This window comes from Microbulbifer maximicatervae (SeqCode), from assembly GCF_052467815.1.
This window is the reverse complement of record NZ_CP174326.1, coordinates 3,406,166-3,429,574: the sequence shown is the minus strand read 5'-3', so window position 1 is coordinate 3,429,574 and position 23,409 is coordinate 3,406,166. Positions and strand designations below refer to the sequence as shown.

Below are 23,409 nucleotides of genomic sequence, written 5' to 3'. Positions count from 1 at the left end.
ATTTAAAGCTTGGTCAGATTTTGAGTATATGCATGTCGCACTACAGGGAAAGTTACGATGAGCTTTGCCAGCATCCGTATCAGCATTTTATTAAACCAGTAATTTGAGCTTATCATTCGCCTAACGATTTCTGTCTTTCGAATCGTCGCCGCGCCTATTTTATGTCTTTCAACTGAATAACTATCTACTGTGCCATTTATAATCGCATCAACTGCAGCTATCGCATCGGCAATACCCAGATTCATACCCTTGCCACCTACGGGAGAATGGCAGTGAGCGGCGTCTCCGACTAAAAGTACGCGCTGGGAGCGATAACTCTTCGCCTGCCGGATTGAAATTTGAAAACTACCGGAGCGATGGATATTCTTAATTTTTAGCGGCACATCTAATGCTCCCAACGCATCTGGCTGGGTAGCAACTACTCTTAAACGCTGTTTACCCATAGGTAAAGTAATTGTAAATTGATTGCCGGGCCGCTGAATATCCACGCTAACTAAATCAGGATCACACTCTCCTTCTATATCTACATCAGCGACTCCCCAAGGTTCCGGCAAATCTGTACCAGGAAATGGAATACTCAGCTTCTCACGAATTGTTGAATGAGCTCCGTCAGCAGCAATTAACCAGTCAAAGCATTCGACACTACCGTCAGACAGGGTGACTTCCACTCTGTGCTCACTAGAGTCCACCTCAATAGCGGCAATACCGTATTCAACTACAACACCCTGTGTGAGCAGAGCGTCCTTCAAGATCTCCTCAGTGCGATTTTGCGGTAACCCAAAGCCCACATACTCTTTATATGCATCGCCCCGGTTATCCAAAAATAATAGCGGCCTACCCGCTTGAAGATATTGAACTTTGCAGAGTCGCATCGCCTCAGATACCAAGTTATCTGAAACACCAACCTTAAGAAGGCGCCTGATGGTGCAGGGAAAAATACCGACTGCCCGAGAGAGTTCACTGGGCTTGGTACGGCGTTCAACTATTCGGCATTTGATTCCATAGAAAGACAAAGCACAAGCTGCCGCCAACCCCGTTGGACCCGCACCAACCACTAACACACGGTCTATATGGCTCACTGGTAGCATTGCACCCTGTCGTAGAACTCACTTCTATTGTAGAAGCCTGGGAAAAGCAAGGCACGGCCATCATAGAATTAAACTCACCTGCTGTGATAAAATCGCAATTTCAAGGCACCCCTCATATGATCGACCTCAGTATTTTACCCGCCTTCTTGATCGCAGCGATTGTTCTAGCGGCCTCCCCTGGTCCAGACCTACTGTTAATATCTGCTTACTCTTCGGCTCGCGGATTCGCTGCAGGAGTAATGATCTCATTGGGCATTTTTACTGCTGGGATAGTGCAAACGGCGCTAGTTGCTCTCGGACTCGGACATATCATGCAGACGATGCCTCTGGTAGCACTGGTAGTAAAACTGGTAGGCGCCGTATATTTAGCTTGGCTTGGATTGTCACTCCTTCGCAATTGGCGCAAAAATAAAGTGAGACAAAATAACCAACCAGATACCGTGGTTCTGCCGGCAACACAGCTGATCGCCCGGGGCTTACTCAACAACCTAATGAACCCCAAAGCCCTACTTTTCTTTAGCCTTTTCCTGCCTCAATTTACCGTGTCATCCCAAGCAATCACGACCCAAATCCTTGTATTGGGCGTACTCTTAAGCATTACAGCGCTGGCTTTTAACACCCTGGTATCCCTATCGTTTAGCAAGCTGGGAAAATCTCTTGCTACACAGGCCAATATTCAGCGGCACCTGGATAGTTTCCTTGGAGTTATTTTCCTCGGCTTGGCCTCTCGCCTGGCTTTTGACCGCTGATTTTTTATGGTTTTATGGACGACAGGAAGCTTTCTGTGAAAATATAGCGGCAGTCAAAGTACTTTCAGCAGTCCAGCGGAGAGCTCAATGCGAATAGCGGTCCTGTCTGACATCCATAGCAATGTTTATGCCCTCGATGCCATTGTTGCTGATCTAAAAAAGAGAGGCGCCGATCTAACGGTGAACCTGGGTGATATTTTATATGGCCCTATTGCGCCACGACTCACCTATGAACGCTTAATGGAGCAAGGTTACACGACAATTCGCGGTAATCAGGACCGACAAATATATGAAGCCACATCTACCGAAATAGAAAGCAACCCAACCCTGCAATTTATTCTGAAAGACCTTGGTGTTGAACCACTATTATGGATGAAGCAGTTACCACCCAGCTTACAAATCACCGATGAAGTCTTTCTTTGCCATGGAACACCCAGTAGTGACCTCATATATCTGCTGGAAGATACCAGCAGCGGCCGCCCCCAGATACGTTCCAACCATGAAATCCTCAACCTCCTTGGAAAGATTTCCTCAAAAGTAATTCTATGTGGGCATACACATCAACCACGCTGTATCTCTGTCAGTAGTGGCCAGCTGGTCGTAAATCCAGGCAGCGCTGGGCTACCGGCTTATACTGACAGTGAACCGCAACCCCATATTATGGAAACCTTTAGCCCCCATGCGAGTTACGCCCTGATAGAGAGAAGCAAAAACGGAACCTGGAGCGCAGAATTTTTTAAGGTAAGTTATGATGCAGATAAAGCTGCCCGAGCTGCTATTGCGCAAGGGAGGGATGACTGGGGTTTCTATCTATCAACCGGACGAGCCAGCTAGGTAAATCTGCTCACACAGGATATTGGATAAAAGGAAATTCGCTAAATGGAAGATTATCGCCCTTGGGATATGGAACTAAATACCTTCATAATGCTGCTTCATCTAAGTCAATTGGCTTGGATCGTAATTCCTGGTGCTGGTTTTGTTTTACCCATTATTATGTGGGCAACAACAAGGGACCGCTCTCAAGAAATCGATAAACACGGCAAGATGATATTTAACTGGATGTTAAGCTTGCTTATCTATTCTATAATTTCCGTCATACTGATATTTTTTGTTATCGGTATTTTTGGGCTGATTGCATTAGCAATAATCAATGTTATATTTATTGTGATTGGTGCAATCCGGGCCAATGAAGGCCAGTTCTGGCGCTACCCGCTCAGTATTCGATTTTTTGGTTAAATAGCTAACCTTACCTTACAGATAGAAAATCGGGAGAGCACCTCCCGATTTCCCCTTGGCTATAAGCCAATAATCTCTACAATTACTTTCAGCAGATTAGTGCCGATTAGTAGTAACCAGAGAGATCATCGGTGATAGGACCGAGAGCACGGTAAGCGTTAGAAACGTCTACGCCGTTTGAGCGCTCACCACAGGCCAAGCCACCACACTCGTACCAGTCAGGATCAGAGAACCAATCATACTGAGTAACGTTTTCCCCATATCTCCAAGGATAGGCCATGATGGTAGAGAACTTGTCATCTACACCGTGACCCATGCCGTAAGAGTATACACCACCAGAGGTATCGCCCTGCTTGGTTGAGTGAACCAGACCCATATTGTGGCCCAGCTCGTGAACGAAAGTGTTATAGCCACAGTCAACGCCAGTTACACTATAAGCACGCTCTTTTGCGCTGGAGTACATGGTGCCATTGCTACCCTGTCCAACCCAGGCAATACCACAAGTGATATAGGTGCTGCCATCAATTACGGTCTCTTCGGCTTTACCCAGGAATACTACCATGTCAGCCTTTTCAGAGGCTCGCCAGCTATTTACAGTGCTGTGAAAGGTAATCAGATCTAGGGTATCTTCGTTTACACGGTAGTCAGAGCTGGAAGCATGCCAGCTATCTACCAAGTTAAGTTGAATATCAATACCATTTCTTGAAAAAGAATTGTTGGCATAACTGATATAGTTGTCGATCTTGGCCGAGATATCACCAGTGTATTCCGCCGCTTGGGTGGTGTACATAATAGCAATATCAACGGTATCCGCGCTTGCAGCGCCGGAAACCGTCATCGCTGCAATAGCAGCGGCCAGGCTTTTCTTCAGGTTCATTATAAGACTCCTTTTATTATAATAAGTAGTGCACACTCCTCCCCCAGCAATTAATTAAAATTGCTGCCCAAAGGAGTTAACAATACATTTTTAATACCCTGACTCGATTAAAAAGCTATCCCTAGTATTTTAATCGCCTGAGGAGACGAGCCCCCGGTATTCGCAGGATTTTCTTGGGCCTTCCTTTGCCTGATTATTAATTCAAAGCACAATCGCCATGAATCAATTTCTTCTTATTTGAAGTCATTTAAAGGTACATCTTCATCCGACCAATCTTTGTCACGAGGTGCTTCCGAGGACATATCCTTATCATGTTTCTCTACGTGGTTTTTAATTAATGCACCATTAGGCGCTATCCATGCAAAACCACCTTGAGCTTCCATCGTATATGATCCAGAAGGTAGGTTTAGCTGAGCATAGACGGAATTTGCTCCGAGCGTAAAAGTTGCGCCATGCAGGCGAGTCATTCCCGGGAAGTTTAATTGTAAGCTTTTATTACCACTGGCATGCTCTTCAATACTACCAACTTGTGCATCGTAGTCACCCTCAATGCCAGGCAAGTCAATGTCGACATAATCACCAACTGTGAGATTCCGGAGCATCTCAATATCCAGCTCGAGATAGGTTTCACCATTGAGATCTACTGGTAAGCGGCCATTTTCATGAAGAACTTTCCTGGCCAGCTCTGACTCGACCCAAAGTGCTTTTTCTTCATCACCTCCAAGGAGTTCCTCTTCACCTGTCTGAACCTCTTCAGGTTTGAGTTGCTCTGCTTTTTCAGCAGATTTACTGATAGCAGGTTTGGGCTTCTCCAGCTCAGCGACTGGTTTTTGACCTTCAGATTGGCTTTTGGCCCAAACGAAATACCCTACTGCCACAGCAATGGCGACGAGAGGAATTATTTTTCTCACAAGCTTTTCTCTCAAAAATAATGCTACGTGCAACGGCAAAGCACGTCCTATTGACAGCTTAACCAGCCCCACCTCATGTTGGCATCTTTACGATTCTTAACATTCGATATTTAGTTGAGACGATCGATCCTAATTATCACGCAGCTTTTTTTTGGGAAATTTTTCACATAATTTTCATAAAAACTGAACAGAATCTAATTTATTTTTCAAAATTGTGGAGAACTTCGGAATTAAAGTAGACATATTTCACGAAAACCCATTCTGCACCAAATTAGCTCAAGCCAAATACCAGTGGCGCCCCCCCCGAAGACGCGCTGGAACCATTTGTAAAATCCAAAAAAACAAGTTTCATAGGAAACAAATTTGGTAGATTTTTAAGCAGGATCAACAATTTCAGCGTGCGAAAGACAATAGAAGAAAAAAGTGAGAGCTCAAAATTTCTCTTCAATTTTGGAAAGGAATTTTCTGTTAGAAAAAAGTGAATATAAGGACAAACTGGAGAATCGTAACTAGGCAGGCAATTCAGACAATCTGTTAATTCTTGATTGGGTAGAGATAGAGATGTACGCAGTAACTTCAGCGCACAGTAATTAATTGGCCAGTGGTGACACCGTTACTCAACTCGATAGCGCAACAACACCAAATTATCCAGGACTATATTTTTTGACCAGATAAATTTAGCACCACTGCCATAAAACTGTTTCCGAAAATTCATATACGCCGCTTTATTGTCCACACCTATCTGCTGCTCCGTGTATCCTGTCGCATAAGGCCAAGAAAGGTAGCGGTCATCGACTTTCCAATTTTTCGGAATATCCCAGTGGAGAGAATAGACTTGTGCACCTGGTTTTGGGGGCCTCTCAGCACAGTCCAATGAGGTTCGCTCTTCTCCCCGCTCTTTCAAGCACCCCAAATCATAAATAGGTGCTGTATAAAAAGTTTGTGCATGCCACTTTGAATTCGTCTTGGTGCCATCTGAAAAGCTGGCAATAAAGCCACCGTCACCGGCATGGGTGCGGACACCTCTGTTACTCTCTGTGCCTTCTCCTAAGTTCTCCTCCCAGTCAACCGCTTTTATAGCGATATCGTAGGGCCTCTTCACCCTGAACTTAACCACACTGGAGTTAAAGGGCGTAAATGGAACCGGATCAACAGCAACTAACTTGCCATTGATATATAGCTCAAAATAATTGTCGGCAAAGATATAACCAGTAACCACCTCACCTTCTTTGTCGATATCGATCACCGGTACCTTTGTAAGATCAATATCACCCAATGAGGGTGGGGTGACCCCAGAGCACTGGTTATAGAGATCCGCAGCAAAGTACCGCTTGCTGTAATTCACTTCAGCCGGAACGGTAAAGGCTTTGCCCTCTACCTGCTTCACCCCCTTTGGCGACAACCGGGAGCGACCGGAAGCACAGGAAAACAGGTTCTGTGTTTCCACTTTGGTAGAATCCTCAGCCACACTCCCAGCACCAGAGTAGTGATTCTCCAGGGACCACGCATTTGCCGTAATCGAGATAAGGCCCAAGAAGGCCGCCTGATATCGTTTTCCCATCGTTCCAACCTCCTTTCGAGAGACAACTTTAGTCAGAAGCGCACCAAGCTTAATGCTTTACACAGTAATCAAAATGCACTTTTCACCTTCTATATAGAAAGCTAACACAGTAAGAGAGTAATAGTTGCCGGGGTCAACAATTCTTAACCCTGTAGCCGAGGCAGCTTTAAGATTATTTACGCGGGAGGGGTAAAACAAATGGAGGTTAACAGCACCCGGTCTTAAGCAGATCAGGTGCCGTTAAAGAAGGGCATTAAGCGGGCTTGGTTCGCACCCACTTATGATCAAAGAAACCGCTGACAAAGCCTGCCAACACAATAGCCATCAACAGTAGCCATATCAGCTTTTCCGGCTTATCACTGGGAGTCGGTTCTGCAACCTGCTCCAGCTTCTGGCCACTGACCTGTTGCGCAGCATTGGCGCTGCTAACCTGAGGGTTATCCAATGCTTGGGCATTGGCCAGGGCCGCGAGGCCAAACCCTAATGCCTGCTGATTGACGAATTCCTTGAACTTGTCATTGTCGGTAGCCACATCAAACTGATTTGCCAGCTCGGTATAGGTCTCTACCATTTTCTTCAGGGTTTCAGGCTTCGCATCCCAATATCCCTTGCGCACCGCTTCCAGCATTCGCTCCAACATCTGGGCCAGGGCCTCGGCATTGTGCTCTTCGAAGAATTCGCGCATATCCATTTCATATTTGTCATCCACGTAGACTTCAAACATTTCCTGCCACTGGTCGTCGCGAATAGTTTCCGGGGTCATTACTTCCCAGCCCCACATATTATTGACGCGATCCAGGATAGCGGTAGCGCCTGCGTAGCCGGAATCCTGCATCGCCTCAATCCAGCGGGGATGGAAGTAACGGCTGCGCATTTCCTGGTTAATGAACTCCGCAAGGGTTTGCGCTTTTACGTTATCTTTGCGACGCAAATTGGAAACATACATTTCCGGCGTTGCGCCATCCAGATTGCGAACCGCCAGACCGATACCGCCAAAGTATTGGAAGGGATCGTCATTGGTCATCATGGCGTAGAGGTTGGTGGAGCGGGAGAAAATCACCCCATCAGTGCCAGACAGCACTTTGCCGTACAGCTCAACACTGCGCTGATCCTCGCTCCAGCGGGATTCATCTTTGCCATAGGCAAAGCCCATACGGCGCATATAGAGGTCAGCGAGCTTGTCATCCCCCTCCCAACTGTCAGAGGCCAGGCTGGCGGCGGCAAGGCCCGTTCCATAGTTGCCGCTTTCATTGGAGAAGATACGCACCGATGACAAATAGCGAGCATCCTCTTCACTGTTGCCGTCTTCCAACAGTTGCTGTTGCAATGCCTGGCTGTGGCGGTAGACAAAGTTATTGTCTTCTTTCATCTGCGCCACTTTATCGATGGCTTCTGCCAACCACAGCATCACGTTGGGGAAAGCATCCCGATAAAGGCCTGTCGCAGAGATTACGACATCAATACGCGGGCGCTTTAATTCCGAGTAGGGAATAACTTCTGTACCGGTAACATTGCCCTGCTGGTTCCACTTGGGTTTTAGGCCCAGGGCGTGCAGGATCTGGGCTTCCAGGGCACCCTGGTGGCGCATGGTTTCAAGGGACCACAAGGAGAAAGCCAACTTGTCCGGGAAGCGGCCATGCTTTGCATGGTAGTCAGCAATGGTCTGGTCCATCAGCTGTACACCAGCTTCATAGGCTTCTTTCGACGGCACCTTAGCCGGGTTAAAGCCAATCAGGTTGCGGCCGGTGGGCACCGCCTGCGGGTTGCGAATCGGGTCACCCCCATGGCTTACAGGAATGTAGTTACCATCGAGTGCCGACATCAGGTTTTCCAGCTCGGCAATTTTGGCAAAGTTATCGGAGTATTCCCGAGCCTGATCCAACTGGGCCTGCAAGGGCTCAGGAACCTGCTCCAGCTCACCGCCCTCCAGGAAGGTATCCAGCAACTGGAACCCCGCCTGCGCTTCCAAAGCCACAACATTGCGCTCATCCCGGGTTTGCTCTTCCGGCAAACGCAACCCGTGCTCCGCCTCATATTCATCCGCTGCGGTGATAAACCCTTCACCCAACATTTGCAACATGGTGCTGGTGAGATGTTCGGTCTTTGGCAACTGACCAAAACGATGGATGCCCAGCGGCTGGCTCATCTCTGCCAATTGACCCAAATGATCCTGCAAGCGGCTCAGTTGGCCATCAAAATCCGCACTTAAGGCTTCAGCACTGATTTCCAGATCCTTGAGCATATTGAGCTCTTCGGCCAGACCGATAATACGCTCTTGGGTATTGGCCCGGGTCTGCCCTTCAGACAATACCAGGTAATTGCCAATTAACTCGGACAACTCAGCCACTTCCGCATATAGGCCGGCTTTCGCAAAGCCTGGGGTCAAGTGGCTGATCATGGTGGCACGGCCACGGCGCTTGGCCTGCATAGCCTCTCCCACATTATCGATAATGTAGGGGTAGAACACCGGGATATTTCCCAGAGCCAAACTAGGTGCATCGTAAACCGACAGGCCCCGCTCTTTGCCACTGAGCCACTCCTGGGAGCCATGGGTTCCCAGGTGAATATAGGCATCAGCACCAAAGGTTTCCCGCGCATAGAGGTAAACCGCCAGGTAGGCGTGGTTCACCGGGGTTTTCATGTCGTGGTAGAGGGAAGAGTGATCCTTGGCATTATCCGCGCGAACGCCTTGCGGCAACACAATCAAATTGCCGAGGGTCATCCGGGGAATAACAAATGCAGGCTCGCCGTTATGTTCGGCCAACATGGCATTGTCTTCCGGCTTACCCCAACGCTCTACTATAGGGTCCCGCACAGTTGCAGGCAGTTGGTCAAACCAGGCTTGATAGGTGGACAGCGGCATCCAATCAGCCAACCCTTTATCGATCAAGGCTACGCTGTCTTCGCGACGATAATAGGGGCGCAACAACTGCCCGGCCCAATCGATAAGGGTTTTTGAATCCCTGATATGTACCTCATAGCCTCTTTCTCGCATTGCCTGGGCAATCGACTCAATCGAGCTGGGTACATCCAGGAAAGCCGCACCGATATTTTTTTCCCCAGGCGGGTAGTTCCAAATAAACGTTGCCACCTTTTTATTGGTGTTGCTTTGATAAGCGAGGGAGGCGTGATTCCAGGCGCGCTCTATCAAGGCCTGCATCTGTACATCCATCACTACTTTATTGCCGTCTTTATGAGCAGCGATAATCACCGGATCGATACTGCCAGTATCTTCAGGCATTACTAGGAAGAATGGAGTCAGGGATGGAGATACACCGCTATTATCAGCAAAATATTCTTCTTCACTGCCCTCGGTGTAATTGAGCGCGTGAATAACCGGCACTCCCAGCTTCTCAAATTCAGCGCGACGTTTGCTGACATAGTGCAGGGAGCGGTAATTAATCATCAAGTCGACACGGGTATTGCCGCTTTCGGTTTGCAATAAGTCCGGATAGGAAAGCGGCAAGTCTTCGCCTTCAAAGAAGAAGGCGAAAGCCTTGGCACCTTTAGCCTCAAGACCATTCAACAGGGTGTCGACAACCTGCTGCTGCTCGTAATCCACCACGGAGCGATGGATAGCCACGGCAATCACTGGCTGCTGCTCAGCGGGCTTTAACCAGTCAAAGAAAAATTCCTCTTTATCGGTGACAAGCTGCTCAAAGCGGGGATGATAAAACCCCACCTTGGGTACAATTATCGGTGCCGGTACTGAGCCACTGGAAAGGTCAAATACCTCTGCCGACAAAAACTGCATCATATGACGGTAGTTTTTGCGGCCCGCATTATTAAAATAAGCGGCAATCGCCCGATGCTCGGATTCTGCCAACCCTTGGTTCATGGACTTATTATCTGCATCCCCCAGGGAAATCACCGGAACTTGCGGATGCTTGGCCAGCATTGGCTGGAACTTGCCAAACATAAAAGCAGAAAGCGCCGGGTTGATGCCATCCAACATTATCAGGTCAGCGGAAGACCAAGCCAGGTCAATTTCCTCATCGCTCTTACCTTTGCTGTTAAAGATCTCCAGCTCAAAGGGTTGGTCTGCAGAGAGATCAGCCAGCAATGTACCTTTCGCCTTGGCCGTGTGGCTCGACATCATCAAGAGTACTTTGGGTTTATCGCTGGCCTGAGCAAAGGTTGCAAAGGCCAAGCTCATCAACAGGCACACAAAACGTGCCCACAGTTTATTACGCACCACTAATTCCCCCCCGAAGCTTTTTCACCGGCGGGAGCATCTTTACCTTCCCCTTCCGGTACATAAACCAGGCTGCCATCGGCCATCTGGTAAGCCACACCTGCACGGGTGCCCTCCCCTGAGCCAATTTCCCCGGTGGATTTGTATTGTTTGATTTCCTTACCGTCCTTGACGATCACTTCCATATTGGGTTCGCCGGCATTTTTAATTACCGTGACCTTTTCATTGGAAAAAACGTTCAAGGGGTTTTGCGCAATGGCAATCAGCAGCGCGGCGATAATGACCAGAAACACATCGATCAGGTTCACTGCGCTCAGAATAGGATTCAGTTCTTCATCTTCGTCTAGGAAGCGCATCAGTCGGCCTCCTTCAGCTTGCGGATATTGATCAGCTCAGAGGCAAACCAGCGTTTTTTCACTGAGGCAGGCCAAAAGGTAATCGTGGAAATTACCAAGCCCCAGATCACAGCGGCGAAAGCAATAATCAGGTTTTCACTGATTCCCTGAATATTGCCATCGGCCAGAGCGCGAAGTGCCGGCCCCATGGGAATCATGGTGGCAATCAAACCCAACATAGGCGCAATCCGGGTAGCCATGCGCAACAGTTCCAGTTTTCTCAACGCAAAAACTTCCAATTCGTCGTCACATGCCAAAGGGTTATTCACGTAAAAGTTGTGTACTTGGTAGCCCGGCAGGCGCTCAACCCGACCTTGCTTCAATGCCAACCGATAGGCTCCGGCATTTTTGCGGCGAAGCATCCACAGTGAAATAAAGCGCCCTGCGGCATATAGCGAATAGATAAAAAGGACCAGGATTGCCAGTAATACTGGGGCCATAAACAAGTCGGCCACATCCGCCATTAAGGTCTCAACTGATTGAATATTCACCGCAAGCCTCCCAAGCCCGGAAATTGATGCTGTTCACGAATTTGGGCGGAAACTACCCAAAGAAACTCACAAGGTCAAATTTAATCTTAGTGATAGTGATTCGCATTTAGCTTTACATTTTAATAAGTATCCATATAATCTCGCTCCGAACTGGTCGACAAGACCAAGCGAAAGGGCAGCACTAAGACCCTTAACGAGCAGACCGAATCAACGACATCAAGGAATTCACCATGAAACGTCGCCCACTAGCAGCAGCCATTTTGGGCTTAGCCTCCGCCTCAAATCTGTACGCAGAGACCCCGACCTCTCCGTCCAGCAATGAACTCGAGCTGATCGTCGTCAGCGGGCGCGCAGAAAAACCCCTGAAAGACGTTGCGGGCAGCGTTTCCGTGGTGACCAATGAAGAAATTGAGCAACTTCAGCTCAATGACATGAACCAACTGTTCCAATACGAGCCCGGTGTTGAAGTAACCGGTGAGGCTGGCGGCGCGCAGAATATTCTGGTGCGCGGCATGGGCGGTGACCGTGTACTGATTATCAAAGACGGTATGCGGGTGAACGAGGGTTATGGCGCCAATGGCCAAAACGACATTATTGGTCGCGGCTTTATTGAAGTGGACACCCTAAAGCAGGTTGAAGTTGCCAAAGGCGCAGCCTCCTCCCTGTACGGTTCAGACGCCCTTGCCGGTATCGTAGTATTCACCACCAAAGATGCTTCCGACTACCTGGAAGATGGCGAGCAGTTTGGCGGCTCTATCAAGACCGGCTACAACGGCATCACCAGCCAGAAAAATGTTTCCCCTACCCTTGCCCTGCGCACCGGCAATTTTGAGCAACTGCTGCACACCACCTTCCGCGATGGTGAAGAACAACAGAACTACGACGAAACCCAGGACCCCTTCGAGATTGAATCGAAGAGCATCCTGTACAAGGGTAAATACAACCTGGGTGGCGAAGACTTTATCAGCTTCAGCATCGACCACTGGAACCAGGAAACTGTCGGTGACAGTGCCGATGGCCTGCTGTATTACTTCCGCGGACTCGCCGACTACGGCTACAACATCGTCGCTGAACAATCTGTTTCCGACAAAGAGACCACTGCATACCAGCTCCGCTACCACAGCGAGACTCCAACTGCGATTTACGATCAGGTAAATATCAGCTTGTACAACAACAAGTCTGAACAGGAAGACGAGCAGTACGGGCAACTGGACATCAACGCCCCCATGTTCGGCGTGATCGAAATCCGCGATATGTGGGAAACCGGCCTCTACCGCCAGGACACTATCGGCCTGCTGTCCAACGCCAGCAAAACCCTGAATGAAACCCATACCCTGGGTTACGGTCTGGACCTGGAGCAAACCGAGAGCGAGCGTACCGTTCACCAATACCGTGAAGTTGCGGGTAGCTCCACCCTGGACTCCACCACCGAGAAATTCCCAGAAAACGAAGTGGCGCGCGCCGGCCTGTTTATCAATGACGAAATGTCATTCGCCAATGGCCAGCTGACCGTTACCCCGGGCCTGCGCTACGACTGGTACGAAATGGACCCGAACGGCGCATTGAAGACTGACGGCACTCCATTTGCCACCATTGAAGAAAGCAATGTTTCCTTCAACCTGGGCACTCTGTATCGAATCAATCCAAAGTTATCTGCCTTTGCCCAATATGGACAGGGCTTTAAAGTACCGGCCTACGATTTAGCTTACATTGAGCACTACCTGCAGCCGACCTCCAGTTACATCTATGAGGTACTTCCCGCCGACGATCTGTCACCGGAAACCAGTGACACCTTCGAGCTCGGCCTGCGCGGGCACCTGGGCCCGGTAGCTTTCAGTACTGCAGCGTTTTATACCGAATACGATGATTTCCTGGAAACCACACTCGTTAATAGCGAAACCGTATTCGATGACGACGGTAGTTTCTCTCATGTATTTGAGCAGTACCAGTACCAGAACATCGAATCTGTCACCATCAAAGGTATAGAGGCGAGCGCCAGCTGGTACCTGTCTCCTTCGATCGAACTGTTTGCTAATGCCAGCTACCAGCGCGGTGAAAACGACACCACCGGTGAATACCTAACCAGCATCAGCCCACTGTCTGGCGTGGTCGGTGCCAGCTACAGCGGAGCCAAACTCTCCAGCCAGGTACTGGTACGCTGGGCAGACCGTATGGAAAAAGTGAACGACGGCGCTACTGAAACTGCCGGTTATGGCACTGTAGACTGGACCCTGGGTTATCAGGTAATGGACTCCATGTCTGTGAACTTGGCGGTTAACAACCTGATGGATAAATACTACGTTCCCTACCTGAATGTTGCAGGCTGGGATGAAGGCAGTGATCTTTCTGTCAATGCTGCGCCGGGACGTACTTTCTCTGCGTCAATCCGATACGATTTTTAATTAACGAGTTTTACACTCTCCTACCTCGCAAATAAGTCCCTTGATGGCCGTACTCCCATGCGGCCTTTTTTTGTTTTTATTGCCCCACAAAACTAAAACTGATCCGTGTAGATTTTCTCCATCATCTCTTTCACTTCCGCCTGATACAGCCGTAACGCCTTCAACAGCTCAAGTCTGAATAGTGGCATGTAGATCAGGTAAACCAACCGATATAATGGATTAGCCGAGTGCATTTTAAAATAACACTGCCTCTCCCAGTGGCTTGATCCCCCCTTCATTTCAGTTATGGAGTAACTAAAATGACCGGTTATATATTTGGTGATCGGTAAAAACAGAAGAACTAGTGCTCCGCCGTAAATTATCTTTCCCTCCCAGGCAATTTTGTTGGGTCGCTCATAATTCATTAATTGATGTTTCATTACGTGGTAGCCGGTGATACCCCAGTACTTTTCGATCGCAACACTACCCACCGTGGTTTTATCTCCCCCTAAATTGTATTCAGCAAACAAAGTATTGGGATATTTGCTTTCCCAGCTACGCAGGTCTACCACAAAATCAAACAGGGCCTCTGGCGGAGCTTGGATAATGACCGAATTCTTATAGAAGTAGGACTTGTCTTTAAAATAGAGAACCAGGCAAAGTAATAAGTACAGAATAATTACTGCATAGATGATGTCTAGTATCATTAACTGCCTCCGCCACTAAATACTTAATATCGGCACTGAGATAAATTGAACTAGAAAGTCATAAACCTAATTATAGAAGAATAAAAAAATGCCACAGCCCCAAAGCAATTAAATGGAATATTCAAAGTAAAAATTGACAGACATAAGCCTGCTAAGCACTTGCCGCAGTAAGCCCAAACTTAATGGCCAATCGGTCTGCAAACACCGTCACCCGGCGCGGCTGGGCCCGGCTTGGTGGGAACAACATTTGAAGCGGTACCGGCGGTGGAGTGTACTCTTCTAACAGGCGAACCAGCCTGCCCGCTTGGATATCCGGCCCTACATCCAGTTCTGATTTTAAAATAATGCCACTTCCCTTCAGGCACCACTGGCGAGCCAGTTCCCCGTCATTGGTCACCCGGTCACCACGCACCACCACAGTTTGCTCACTCCCCGATCCATCGCGGCCGTCGAGAAAGCGCCAGTGGTTATCCAGGTTTTCACCGAAACGCATTACCAGACAGTTGTGACCCTTCAGGTCGTCAGGCTTTTGTGGAGTGCCGCGCTCTTGTAAATATCTGGGAGAAGCGCAGAGGATGCGCTGTTTTTGGCTCAGGGTCCTGACCCGAAGTGAACTGTCGGTGATTGTGCCGAAACGCAAGGCAATATCAATACCCTGACCGACGATGTCCACATAACCATCCGACAACAGCAATTCAATAGAAATAGCCGGGTGATCCAGTAAGAAGCGGTCAATTTCCGGGGCCACAATCGCCCGCCCCAAGTCGCAGGGGGCACTTACGCGAATGCTACCGGACAGGGTCTGTGCCCCTGATCGGATACGGCTTTCAAGGTCATCCACTTCACCCAGAATCTGTTTAGCACCCTCAATCAGGGTGCGACCTTCCTCTGTCAGGCTAATTGCCCGGGTTGTTCGATTCAGTAGCACCACACCAAAGTGCGACTCCAATGCCGCAAGGCGCTCGGAAACCCTGCTGGAAGATAGGCCCGAGTCCCGCGCTGCGGCGACCAGACTACCTTTATCAACAATTTGCAGGAACAACTTGAGATTATCTATCAGCATTGATCGGAAATATCGAATATTGATTTCTATTAATTGCAGTTTATCCGGTAAATCAAAGCAACCACAATACCCCTATCGCAGCCACTACTGCACAGTCACAAACTTACACTAGGGAGTTTCGGTATGGATAACAGTATTCGCATCGGACACATTGCGCTCTCTTTCCACGAGGCCAGCACCCGGGAAGTCGCCAAGGTTCTTGAGGCTCACGGCCACCAAACCAGCTTCAAGTCCGCCCCCCATGAGGCGGCCTTCGAGCTGTTAAAAAACGGGGAAATCGACCTTTTAACTTCGGCCTGGCTGCCCTCCAGCCACGAGGTCTACCTGAATCCCCTGCTGGACCAGGTCGAAAAAGTGACCGTGCTGTATGAGCCCTACTGTATCTGGGGTGTGCCGGATTATGTGCCCGAAAAAGCAATTGCCAGTGTTGATGACCTACTCAGCGAACCTGCTCTCACCCGTATGGATCGCCTGATCCAGGGAATTAATCCCGGTGCCGGTATTAGCCGCTTTTCCACTGAAATGATTCATGCCTATGGTCTTGATAAGGCAGGTTACGAATTCCGACCGGGAACAGAAGCGGACTGCTTCAACCGTTTTGAAGACGCCGTAGCGCAGGAGCGCTGGGTAGTGATTCCCTTGTGGCACCCGCAATTTCTCCACAACCGCTACACCATCCGCGCACTAAAAGAGCCCAAAGGGCTTCTCGGCACTCAAGATGAAGCAACGCTCATCGTGCGCAAAGATGCCAAACAGAAAATTGGCAGCGCCGCCCTGGCTGCCCTGTCCCAGCTTTATATCGGCAACAAAAAGCTCAGCGCCTTGGAAGATGCGCTGCGCAAACAAGCCAAAAACTAAAACACCGTAAAATTTAAGGAAGTCGCAATGAAGTCCCCAAAAATACTATTTGCCGCTCTGGCTCTTGCAGGTGTTGGCAGCTTAGCCACCAGTGTCACTCACGCAGCTGAAGCGGAGTCCCTGCAAACAGTCACTGAATTCAGCGAATCCCGCGCTGCCGGTGTCACTGTCACCCCCAATGGCCGGGTACTGGTCAGCATGCACCCACTGGATGCGCCAAAACTAAAAGTACTCGAGGTAATGGCCAACGGCTCCAAGCAACCCTTTCCCAATCGAGATTGGGCTGATGGGCCTGAACAAGGTGAAGTGGGCTTTGGATCAGTAATTGGCATTCACTCTGATAGCAAAGGCATCGTCTGGATCTTGGATATGGGCGGTGAAAATACACCCGTCCAACTTGTCGCTTGGGACAGCGTCAATAATAAACTGCACCAACAGATTGAAATCTCCAAGTCCGCATTAGTGGAAAATTCATTTCCGCAGGATTTTTCCCTGGATGAAAAGCGCCAAAAAATCTACATCGCCGATATGTCTTTCGGTAATTTTAACGGCGCGACCAAACCGGCAATTATTGTCGTCGACCTGAAAACCGGACGCTCTCGGCGCGTACTGGAAAGCGCTAATGAATTTATGCCGCCAAAGCAGGATCTCATCATCGGCGGAGTTTTGCTAGCGGCTAAAACTGAAGGTGATACGAATAAAAGTCTGCACTTTGGTCTCAATCCCATTGCCCTGGACGATAAGGCTGAATGGCTCTACTTTGGCAGCCTCAGCGGCGATAAAATCTTCCGCCTTCCTGCGGCGCAGTTGGCGGACGCCGATATTTCCGAGAGCAAACTAACCACACAAATTGAAGAGTTTGGCCCCAAAAACCCCAGCGATGGCATTGCTATGGCACCTGGAGGTGGCGTGCTGGTTACCGACTTGCAAAATAACGCCATTGGACTAACCACCCAGGGCAATTACCAAATTCTGCTACAGGACAAACAACTCTCCTGGCCTGACAGCCTCGCCATTAGCAATGGCTGGGTATATATCACCCAGGATCAGCTTCACCAGCACCCTGCTTTCAGTTCTGGCCTTGGTAATACCAAGCCGCCCTACAAGCTGATGCGCTTCCGCTACACTCCTTAAACTCCCTCTCACCGCCAGGAGATAGTTGCCCTGGCGGTTTTTTATTAACGTCGAAATAAATTCACCAGTAAACTCAATACCAAACTAACGATAATCATCGACACAATTGGAAAGTAAAAACGGGTGCGCCCCGACTCCACGCGAATATCTCCCGGCAAGCGCCCAAACCAGCTGAATAACCCAGGGGAAAAGTGCAATAGCACCCCAACCAGCACTAAAATTATTCCTGCGATAATCAACCAGCGGGACATCTATTCGCCTCCCTACAGAGTGATTTAACGCCCTGACAGTTACCCTGGCGCACTGCCTGGACATTCCCCAGTGACTACTCTATCTATGCTCAATCCCGAGACAAATCGATAGAGGCCATGTGGTGAAATACCTCCTTAGTGTAGTTGTCACAATCTGCATCTTTTTTAGCACTGCTGCCAATAGCCAGGGTAATCCTTTGATTTCCCGGGGCACTATCCCGCTCGCCGAAGAGGTTACCCTTACTTCAATCGCCGGCCCACTTGAATACCCTTGGGGTATAACCAGCCTGCCCGATGGAAGTTTTCTTATCACCCAGCGCAGCGGACAACTCAGAATTGTAAAAGATGGAAAATTATTGGCGGGCCCTATCGGGTTTCCAGTAGAAATCTTGTTTCTTGGCCAAGGGGGCCTACTGGATATCGCTGTGAGCCCCACCTTCCCTCAAGACCAGATGCTCTACTTCAGTTATGCCATTGGCAATATGGACAACAACCGACTTGCCATTGGTCGGGCTAAATGGAATAACGGCAAGTTGGAAAACTTTGAAGAGATATTCAAGTCCGCGCAGGGTAAAAATAACGGCGCACACTTCGGTTCCCGGCTCGCGTTCCTACCTGATAAAACGTTGCTGGCTACCATTGGCGATGGCGGTAATCCCCCGCAAGAATTCCTCGATATTTTTGCCAGGGAACAGGCCCAAAACCTACAAACCCACTTCGGCTCTATTATTCGTATAAATGGGGACGGATCCATTCCCGACGACAACCCTTTCAAAAACCAAGCAGATGCCCTGCCGCAAATCTGGAGCTTTGGCCACCGCAACCCCCAAGGATTGGTGATCGATCAACAAAGTGGAGAGATCTGGTCCTCCGAACACGGCCCCGCTGGAGGCGATGAATTGAACCGCCTCAAAGCTGGTAGTAACTATGGCTGGCCAAGGGTCACTTTTGGTCGGGACTACCGGGATGGCTCCAATATAGCCTTCAAAATCGAGGATGCAGAATTTACCTCGCCCGCACTGGCCTGGCTCGATACCCACGCCCCTGGAGGACTGGCATTCTATACCGGCAATACCTTCCCCGAATGGAGAGGAAGACTGATTTCCGCCGGATTAGTTAGTGAAGATTTACGGGTCATTCAGATAAAAGATGATGCCGCTATTGACGAGCTAAGGATACCTATTGGGGACCGTGTACGCGATGTCGAAATAGACCATGATGGCGGTCTTTATATACTCACGGATGGACCCAAGGGCCATTTAATACGTATAGACCCAGTAAAACAATAATCTAAATTTAAATATCCATAGTCACTTGGGACGAAATTAAAAATTCGCCCCTTGAGGCAAGTTCTCTATGCACGTTTTACTCCCTTAACCTCAACCTGCGAATATAAAAGATAATTGAAGGATTAGGCAAAAATCATATTTGAGGACAATTGGTAAAACTTCATTTCTTTTGACTCACCATATCTAATGCATACCTGTATGAATCCTTCACATCATCCCTTAAAGAATTGATCCCGATACTAGTAATTATTTCCTTATAATGAGTATCTGATGGATTCTGCAACCATTTCATCATAATATTATTTTTCAGCATCATATTACTCAGCCGTTCATCTCGCAATGAGTCAAATTTCCCCTGAAGAAAATGAATCCCCTGTAGTTCTACAGTATTCCTTACAATCTGCTTTGAAATATTACTGACATCCGGCTGGGTGGCATCTTCAACTTTCTCACTCATTGCTATCTCCTTGCTGCTTGTCTTTGACTTCCAATTCAAAACCTGTTTTTGATATATCCGAGAACGATTTAGTCAAGGCATCATTAACTTCACGGCATATATCCATAATTGACTGCTGCAACTCTTGCCCCAGATCGGTATCTGTGCCCTGGCTCGTAATGAGCCTATCAAGTTGCTCCTCAAAATCTTCCGGCAAGTAACTGTTAAAATCAGGCTCATTATCAGACATACATAGAATCCTCTATCCCATAAGCTTTGATAACAACAACATCAAAAAACTCTGAACTACTGCCACAATCAATTGAATATGAGCAACAATAATAATCAGCAGAAAGAACAAGTTTAGTGGCTGCATCAACCATTTTTGAAAAGCTTTGCCGGCAATAGTGGAGGTTTGCAGAGCGGTATCCCGTAAATGATCAGCCGCTGATTGAACCAAAAAAGAGGAAGACATTTTCTTCCCTTCTTTTGCAGCCCCCCCTTCATCATCCATTGATCTTAAAGATCGACAATTTTATTCAGTTGCTTTGTCATCAATAGCATTCGCTGATTTCGTGCATTCACTTGATCTTGTAAAGTAGTCTCTACCGCACTATTGATAGAACGCTGGAGGTAAGCACTTGACATGACATCAATAAGCCTTCCCTTTTCTCCGGAAAGCTCACGAATAGTTAATGTATCTTCCGACTTCGCCATAGATTAACCCTCATAATCAATTAAATAAGTTGATTTACTGTACGTACACTTACCGCAGACATCTGCAATATAGAATTTGCTGTAGCCTGCATTTGTGTCGCACCAGTATGAGTAAACTCTCGAACTTGCAATTTTGACAACGCCGACAAATCTCTCAAACTATCCAGATGAAGACTCAACGCCGCAGAGGTCGCCATCTGGTCCACTACTTTCCCTGACAGCCGGTCTCGAAATGTATCGCTCATAGCATGCTCCTTGCATAAAAGGGACAGTGATGGATTCACTGCCCCCCCTTTAAGGCTTGCCAGCCTTATTTACCACCATCCATAATATAGTTAACTGCTTTTGCACCAGCCGCCGCCATTTGTGTCATTGCATTGGAGGTGGCTTGCATCTGAGTAGCACCCGTATGGGTAAACTCTCGAACCTGTAGCTTGGAAAGGGCAGATAAATCACGTAAGCCATCCAAGTTCAGACTTTGTGACGAAGAACTAGTCGTCTGGTCAGATACTTTTGGATCTACACGATCACGGTAAGGTGAAGGCTGAATGCCATCCTCTGTTTTAGTTTCATCAGACATAATTTTTTTCCTATCAAAGTTAATTACAAGCCCAGTTATTGGGCTCTAGCACTGTATTTGAATCAGTATTTACTGATAATCAGGAAGCTTTTCCCTGTTAGTAATCAGTTGACAGGGAAGAAGACTTACGCTCTTTACTTTTAACGCTACCTCCTAATACAGAATTTACTGCCGTAGCACCCGCCGCAGCCATTTGTGTCATAGCATTAGATGTGGCTTGCATTTGAGTAGAACTCGTATGAGTAAACTCACGAACTTGCAACTTAGATAGTGCAGATAAATCACGTAAGCCATCAAGATTTAAGCTTTGCGCAGTACTTCCAGTAGTTTGATCAGAAACTTTTGGATCTAGCCGATCACGGTAAGGCGCCGGATCAATCCCTTCCAACTTATTATCACTTTCATCAGCCATGTCATTTCCTTTTTAAAGACTTGTATGTTTGCAGCAATCACAGACTATTCGTCATCGAAGATTCAGTTAATTAGGAAATAGTTCCCGATTTATATAAAGAGTGATATTGACAAATATTCTCAGTCATCAATAACTGAGGAATAAACCATGATCCATACAAATAGATTGTGGATGTTATTACCTACTATGTTAATCTTGATTAGCGTTTCTATATCTATCAGTATTCCATCTAAAAAACGTTTGGATGTCATCCAAGAGTCAGGCATTCTGACCGTAGCTACGCGCATGAATGGCGTGGGGTGTTACCTTCACCAAGACCAACCTGCTGGATTAGAGTGTGACCTATTACAAGCTTACGCAAACGTTTTAGGCCTGAAAATAGATTTTCAAAAGGCGGCCTCAATAAATGAAGTCCTGACTATGGTTAGGAATGGAAAGGTAGATATAGCAGCATCAGATCTGACTCATACTAGCAGTAGAGAAAAAAACCTGGTATTTAGTAGCACACTTTTTGAAACACGGGAAGTAATTGTACAAAGAACAAAACCTGCACTAATTAACTTTGAAGAACTCAGAGGAAAAGTATTAACCATACATACCGACAGCGCTTACCTGGAGGAAATTACGACATTTGCAAAGTCAAAAAATATTCCTTTACGATTCCCTACTAATCCTGACAATAGTTTAGCAATAACCATAACTCCCGCATCCTCAAAGATATCAGTACTTGAATTAATAGACGCTGTAAGCACAGGAGAGATAGATTTTACAATCGCCGATGAACATATCGTCAATGGAAGTAATGGATACAATCAAAATTTGGATACATCATTTGTATTTGGAGTAAATCGGCGTATTGCGTTTGCATTAGATAAGAATAGCGATAGCTCACTACTTAACTCCTTAAACAATTGGCTAGAAGGCGATGAAGCTCAGTCCATAATTAAATCTCACCTCACCCGATTAAGATTTCGAAAAGAAAGCGGACGAGATTTATATGTGCCTCCCAAAGGTTCCTTAAGCCCATGGGACAAGCTATTTAAACGTTTCGAAACTGAACCATTTGATTGGGTGTGGCTTGCCGCTCAAAGCTCAGCAGAATCAAACTTCAAATCAGATGCAGTATCTCGCGCTGGAGCACAGGGACTAATGCAATTAATGCCTGAAACAGCTAAAGAGATGGGGGTAATTGATAGTTTTAACCCAGCACAAAATATTAAGGGTGGAGTTAAATACACCGTAAAACAGTACGAGCGATGGAGACATTTACCTGTACAAGACGCAATGGCTTTTACATTTGCATCTTATAATGCAGGCGCTGGACACGTGCTAGATGCCCAGCGACTAGCTAAACAAGCAGGGGAAAACCCTAACCAATGGTTCTCAACCAATAGAAGTAAAGGTGTTGAAGACTATATCTTATTACTCCAAAAAGCGGACTTCTACAATAATCCAATAGTTCGATATGGCTATTGCCGTGGTGCAGAAACCCGTCTATATGTTCGCAAGATATTCACTCAAGAAAAGAAATACAGAACCCGACTTAGAAGTATAAATACAAGCAAAAAATCACCTCAAAACGCCGAACAATCGCTATTAGTCACACACTGACGCTCACAACCCCAAATGGAAAGAAGCCCTATGAAAAGGCCAAGTTTTTTACAGTTTTACTTCAGTTTTGAGGGGAACGTAACCCGGAAGCAGTTTTGGCTATTTTTTATACTCCCAGTGGTCTATATACAATTGACCTTAGGTCTCGTTTTGGAGTTCGGTGGTTTTAACTATAGCAATTACAGTTGGAGGGCTGCTGAAATAGTGTTCGCAGCTATCTTTATTCCGCTTCAAACATCTATAGCCTGGGCCACGTTTACAGTATGCAGTAAACGCCTTCAGCGCTCAGGACTCCCACGCCGCATGCTGCTAGTCGCACTTCCGGGAATTGGGGCAATATGGGTTCTTGCAGAATTGCTTCTCGCTCCTGACGAAATCAACCCACCAAAATACAAATAGATCACTAAACCACAAGGAATTTTCCACTATCAAATCGATATAAATAATCTAAGCTATCGAGCAGCTCA

General features: G+C 47.5%; 26 protein-coding genes. 9 read left to right on the top strand and 17 right to left on the bottom strand.

The features are described 5' to 3' along the window. Positions 1-2 precede the first annotated feature (2 nt). On the bottom strand, positions 3-1,079 hold the full coding sequence (locus tag ACJJIW_RS15000) for an FAD-dependent oxidoreductase (RefSeq protein WP_282933314.1): 1,077 nt from the start codon (positions 1,077-1,079) through the stop codon (positions 3-5). Between the two features lie 125 nt (positions 1,080-1,204). On the opposite strand from ACJJIW_RS15000, the gene ACJJIW_RS14995 reads away from it, so the two are divergent. From ACJJIW_RS14995 to ACJJIW_RS14985, 3 genes are all read left to right on the top strand, one after another. Then, positions 1,205-1,837 (top strand): LysE family translocator, encoded by a 633-nt coding sequence (locus ACJJIW_RS14995; protein WP_444935582.1) that lies wholly within the window; start codon positions 1,205-1,207, stop codon positions 1,835-1,837. 87 nt (positions 1,838-1,924) lie between these two features. Then, positions 1,925-2,671 carry a metallophosphoesterase family protein gene (locus tag ACJJIW_RS14990; protein ID WP_444935581.1) on the top strand — a complete coding sequence of 249 codons (747 nt, stop codon included), beginning with the start codon at positions 1,925-1,927 and terminating at the stop codon, positions 2,669-2,671. 45 nt (positions 2,672-2,716) lie between these two features. Next, the gene (locus ACJJIW_RS14985) at positions 2,717-3,073 is read left to right on the top strand and encodes a DUF4870 domain-containing protein (RefSeq protein WP_282933317.1); all 357 of its coding nucleotides are present in this window, start codon (positions 2,717-2,719) and stop codon (positions 3,071-3,073) included. Between the two features lie 106 nt (positions 3,074-3,179). On the opposite strand, the gene ACJJIW_RS14980 is transcribed toward ACJJIW_RS14985, so the two are convergent. The 6 genes from ACJJIW_RS14980 to ACJJIW_RS14955 all read right to left on the bottom strand — a co-directional run bounded on the left by ACJJIW_RS14980 (position 3,180) and on the right by ACJJIW_RS14955 (position 11,503). Continuing rightward, complete coding sequence (locus tag ACJJIW_RS14980) at positions 3,180-3,950, bottom strand: zinc-dependent metalloprotease family protein (RefSeq protein WP_282933318.1); 771 nt, start codon at positions 3,948-3,950, stop codon at positions 3,180-3,182. 233 nt (positions 3,951-4,183) lie between these two features. Next, entirely contained in the window at positions 4,184-4,861 is a 678-nt protein-coding gene (locus ACJJIW_RS14975; protein ID WP_444894254.1) for a protease inhibitor BamI-like protein, read from the bottom strand. Positions 4,862-5,474: 613 nt separating this feature from the next. Then, positions 5,475-6,422: a hypothetical protein gene (locus tag ACJJIW_RS14970; protein ID WP_444935580.1), complete on the bottom strand. Its 948-nt coding sequence runs from the start codon at positions 6,420-6,422 to the stop codon at positions 5,475-5,477. Positions 6,423-6,675: 253 nt separating this feature from the next. After that, positions 6,676-10,617, bottom strand: a complete 3,942-nt coding sequence (cobN, locus tag ACJJIW_RS14965) for a cobaltochelatase subunit CobN (RefSeq protein WP_444935579.1) — start codon at positions 10,615-10,617, stop codon at positions 6,676-6,678. A 2-nt stretch (positions 10,618-10,619) separates the two neighbouring features. Next, the gene (locus tag ACJJIW_RS14960; protein ID WP_413665264.1) at positions 10,620-10,973 is read right to left on the bottom strand and encodes a DUF2149 domain-containing protein; all 354 of its coding nucleotides are present in this window, start codon (positions 10,971-10,973) and stop codon (positions 10,620-10,622) included. Continuing rightward, positions 10,973-11,503 (bottom strand): MotA/TolQ/ExbB proton channel family protein, encoded by a 531-nt coding sequence (locus tag ACJJIW_RS14955; protein WP_108732764.1) that lies wholly within the window; start codon positions 11,501-11,503, stop codon positions 10,973-10,975. The genes ACJJIW_RS14960 and ACJJIW_RS14955 overlap by 1 nt, the downstream gene beginning before the upstream one ends. 230 nt (positions 11,504-11,733) lie before the next feature. On the opposite strand from ACJJIW_RS14955, the gene ACJJIW_RS14950 reads away from it, so the two are divergent. Beyond that, positions 11,734-13,905 carry a TonB-dependent hemoglobin/transferrin/lactoferrin family receptor gene (locus tag ACJJIW_RS14950; RefSeq protein WP_282933323.1) on the top strand — a complete coding sequence of 724 codons (2,172 nt, stop codon included), beginning with the start codon at positions 11,734-11,736 and terminating at the stop codon, positions 13,903-13,905. Positions 13,906-13,997: 92 nt separating this feature from the next. Here ACJJIW_RS14950 and ACJJIW_RS14945 read toward each other — a convergent pair whose 3' ends face one another. Next, on the bottom strand, positions 13,998-14,591 hold the full coding sequence (locus ACJJIW_RS14945; protein ID WP_282933324.1) for an SRPBCC family protein: 594 nt from the start codon (positions 14,589-14,591) through the stop codon (positions 13,998-14,000). A 151-nt stretch (positions 14,592-14,742) separates the two neighbouring features. Then, on the bottom strand, positions 14,743-15,654 hold the full coding sequence (locus ACJJIW_RS14940) for a LysR family transcriptional regulator (RefSeq protein WP_444894259.1): 912 nt from the start codon (positions 15,652-15,654) through the stop codon (positions 14,743-14,745). A 123-nt stretch (positions 15,655-15,777) separates the two neighbouring features. Here ACJJIW_RS14940 and ACJJIW_RS14935 point away from each other — a divergent pair, with 123 nt between their 5' ends. After that, positions 15,778-16,512, top strand: coding sequence for a glycine betaine ABC transporter substrate-binding protein (locus tag ACJJIW_RS14935; RefSeq protein ID WP_444935578.1), 735 nt, complete (start codon positions 15,778-15,780; stop codon positions 16,510-16,512). Between the two features lie 27 nt (positions 16,513-16,539). Continuing rightward, positions 16,540-17,646 (top strand): L-dopachrome tautomerase-related protein, encoded by a 1,107-nt coding sequence (locus ACJJIW_RS14930; RefSeq protein ID WP_444935577.1) that lies wholly within the window; start codon positions 16,540-16,542, stop codon positions 17,644-17,646. 44 nt (positions 17,647-17,690) lie between these two features. On the opposite strand, the gene ACJJIW_RS14925 is transcribed toward ACJJIW_RS14930, so the two are convergent. Then, complete coding sequence (locus ACJJIW_RS14925) at positions 17,691-17,897, bottom strand: DUF2905 domain-containing protein (protein ID WP_282933328.1); 207 nt, start codon at positions 17,895-17,897, stop codon at positions 17,691-17,693. A gap of 122 nt (positions 17,898-18,019) precedes the next feature. Between ACJJIW_RS14925 and ACJJIW_RS14920 the strand changes: the two genes are divergently transcribed. Continuing rightward, on the top strand, positions 18,020-19,186 hold the full coding sequence (locus tag ACJJIW_RS14920; protein ID WP_444935576.1) for a PQQ-dependent sugar dehydrogenase: 1,167 nt from the start codon (positions 18,020-18,022) through the stop codon (positions 19,184-19,186). Positions 19,187-19,346: 160 nt separating this feature from the next. Here the strand turns inward: ACJJIW_RS14920 and ACJJIW_RS14915 are convergent, their stop codons facing one another. The 7 genes from ACJJIW_RS14915 to ACJJIW_RS14885 form a co-directional block, all read right to left on the bottom strand. Next, on the bottom strand, positions 19,347-19,643 hold the full coding sequence (locus ACJJIW_RS14915; RefSeq protein WP_282933330.1) for a hypothetical protein: 297 nt from the start codon (positions 19,641-19,643) through the stop codon (positions 19,347-19,349). Next, on the bottom strand, positions 19,636-19,872 hold the full coding sequence (locus tag ACJJIW_RS14910) for a hypothetical protein (protein WP_282933331.1): 237 nt from the start codon (positions 19,870-19,872) through the stop codon (positions 19,636-19,638). The genes ACJJIW_RS14915 and ACJJIW_RS14910 overlap by 8 nt, the downstream gene beginning before the upstream one ends. A gap of 12 nt (positions 19,873-19,884) precedes the next feature. Continuing rightward, complete coding sequence (locus ACJJIW_RS14905; protein WP_444894262.1) at positions 19,885-20,136, bottom strand: hypothetical protein; 252 nt, start codon at positions 20,134-20,136, stop codon at positions 19,885-19,887. 5 nt (positions 20,137-20,141) lie between these two features. Then, positions 20,142-20,339: a hypothetical protein gene (locus ACJJIW_RS14900; protein ID WP_282933333.1), complete on the bottom strand. Its 198-nt coding sequence runs from the start codon at positions 20,337-20,339 to the stop codon at positions 20,142-20,144. A 20-nt stretch (positions 20,340-20,359) separates the two neighbouring features. Continuing rightward, entirely contained in the window at positions 20,360-20,584 is a 225-nt protein-coding gene (locus tag ACJJIW_RS14895) for a hypothetical protein (protein ID WP_282933334.1), read from the bottom strand. Between the two features lie 65 nt (positions 20,585-20,649). Further along, positions 20,650-20,919 carry a hypothetical protein gene (locus ACJJIW_RS14890; RefSeq protein ID WP_282933335.1) on the bottom strand — a complete coding sequence of 90 codons (270 nt, stop codon included), beginning with the start codon at positions 20,917-20,919 and terminating at the stop codon, positions 20,650-20,652. Between the two features lie 97 nt (positions 20,920-21,016). Further along, a complete protein-coding gene (locus ACJJIW_RS14885) occupies positions 21,017-21,331 on the bottom strand; it encodes a hypothetical protein (RefSeq protein ID WP_282933336.1) in 315 nt (104 codons plus the stop codon). Between the two features lie 147 nt (positions 21,332-21,478). On the opposite strand from ACJJIW_RS14885, the gene ACJJIW_RS14880 reads away from it, so the two are divergent. After that, a complete protein-coding gene (locus ACJJIW_RS14880; RefSeq protein WP_444935575.1) occupies positions 21,479-22,942 on the top strand; it encodes an MltF family protein in 1,464 nt (487 codons plus the stop codon). Positions 22,943-22,957: 15 nt separating this feature from the next. Next, entirely contained in the window at positions 22,958-23,341 is a 384-nt protein-coding gene (locus ACJJIW_RS14875) for a DUF805 domain-containing protein (protein ID WP_444935574.1), read from the top strand. The last annotated feature ends 68 nt before the right edge of the window (positions 23,342-23,409 follow it).

Coding starts and splice junctions, on each gene's coding strand:
- ACJJIW_RS14995 (WP_444935582.1), top strand. CDS start 1,205: ATGATCGACCTCAGTATTTTACCCGCCTTCTTGATCGCAGCGATTGTT.
- ACJJIW_RS14990 (WP_444935581.1), top strand. CDS start 1,925: ATGCGAATAGCGGTCCTGTCTGACATCCATAGCAATGTTTATGCCCTC.
- ACJJIW_RS14985 (WP_282933317.1), top strand. CDS start 2,717: ATGGAAGATTATCGCCCTTGGGATATGGAACTAAATACCTTCATAATG.
- ACJJIW_RS14980 (WP_282933318.1), bottom strand. CDS start 3,950: ATGAACCTGAAGAAAAGCCTGGCCGCTGCTATTGCAGCGATGACGGTT.
- ACJJIW_RS14970 (WP_444935580.1), bottom strand. CDS start 6,422: ATGGGAAAACGATATCAGGCGGCCTTCTTGGGCCTTATCTCGATTACG.
- ACJJIW_RS14960 (WP_413665264.1), bottom strand. CDS start 10,973: ATGCGCTTCCTAGACGAAGATGAAGAACTGAATCCTATTCTGAGCGCA.
- ACJJIW_RS14950 (WP_282933323.1), top strand. CDS start 11,734: ATGAAACGTCGCCCACTAGCAGCAGCCATTTTGGGCTTAGCCTCCGCC.
- ACJJIW_RS14945 (WP_282933324.1), bottom strand. CDS start 14,591: ATGATACTAGACATCATCTATGCAGTAATTATTCTGTACTTATTACTT.
- ACJJIW_RS14940 (WP_444894259.1), bottom strand. CDS start 15,654: ATGCTGATAGATAATCTCAAGTTGTTCCTGCAAATTGTTGATAAAGGT.
- ACJJIW_RS14935 (WP_444935578.1), top strand. CDS start 15,778: ATGGATAACAGTATTCGCATCGGACACATTGCGCTCTCTTTCCACGAG.
- ACJJIW_RS14930 (WP_444935577.1), top strand. CDS start 16,540: ATGAAGTCCCCAAAAATACTATTTGCCGCTCTGGCTCTTGCAGGTGTT.
- ACJJIW_RS14925 (WP_282933328.1), bottom strand. CDS start 17,897: ATGTCCCGCTGGTTGATTATCGCAGGAATAATTTTAGTGCTGGTTGGG.
- ACJJIW_RS14915 (WP_282933330.1), bottom strand. CDS start 19,643: ATGAGTGAGAAAGTTGAAGATGCCACCCAGCCGGATGTCAGTAATATT.
- ACJJIW_RS14910 (WP_282933331.1), bottom strand. CDS start 19,872: ATGTCTGATAATGAGCCTGATTTTAACAGTTACTTGCCGGAAGATTTT.
- ACJJIW_RS14905 (WP_444894262.1), bottom strand. CDS start 20,136: ATGGATGATGAAGGGGGGGCTGCAAAAGAAGGGAAGAAAATGTCTTCC.
- ACJJIW_RS14900 (WP_282933333.1), bottom strand. CDS start 20,339: ATGGCGAAGTCGGAAGATACATTAACTATTCGTGAGCTTTCCGGAGAA.
- ACJJIW_RS14895 (WP_282933334.1), bottom strand. CDS start 20,584: ATGAGCGATACATTTCGAGACCGGCTGTCAGGGAAAGTAGTGGACCAG.
- ACJJIW_RS14890 (WP_282933335.1), bottom strand. CDS start 20,919: ATGTCTGATGAAACTAAAACAGAGGATGGCATTCAGCCTTCACCTTAC.
- ACJJIW_RS14885 (WP_282933336.1), bottom strand. CDS start 21,331: ATGGCTGATGAAAGTGATAATAAGTTGGAAGGGATTGATCCGGCGCCT.
- ACJJIW_RS14880 (WP_444935575.1), top strand. CDS start 21,479: ATGATCCATACAAATAGATTGTGGATGTTATTACCTACTATGTTAATC.
- ACJJIW_RS14875 (WP_444935574.1), top strand. CDS start 22,958: ATGGAAAGAAGCCCTATGAAAAGGCCAAGTTTTTTACAGTTTTACTTC.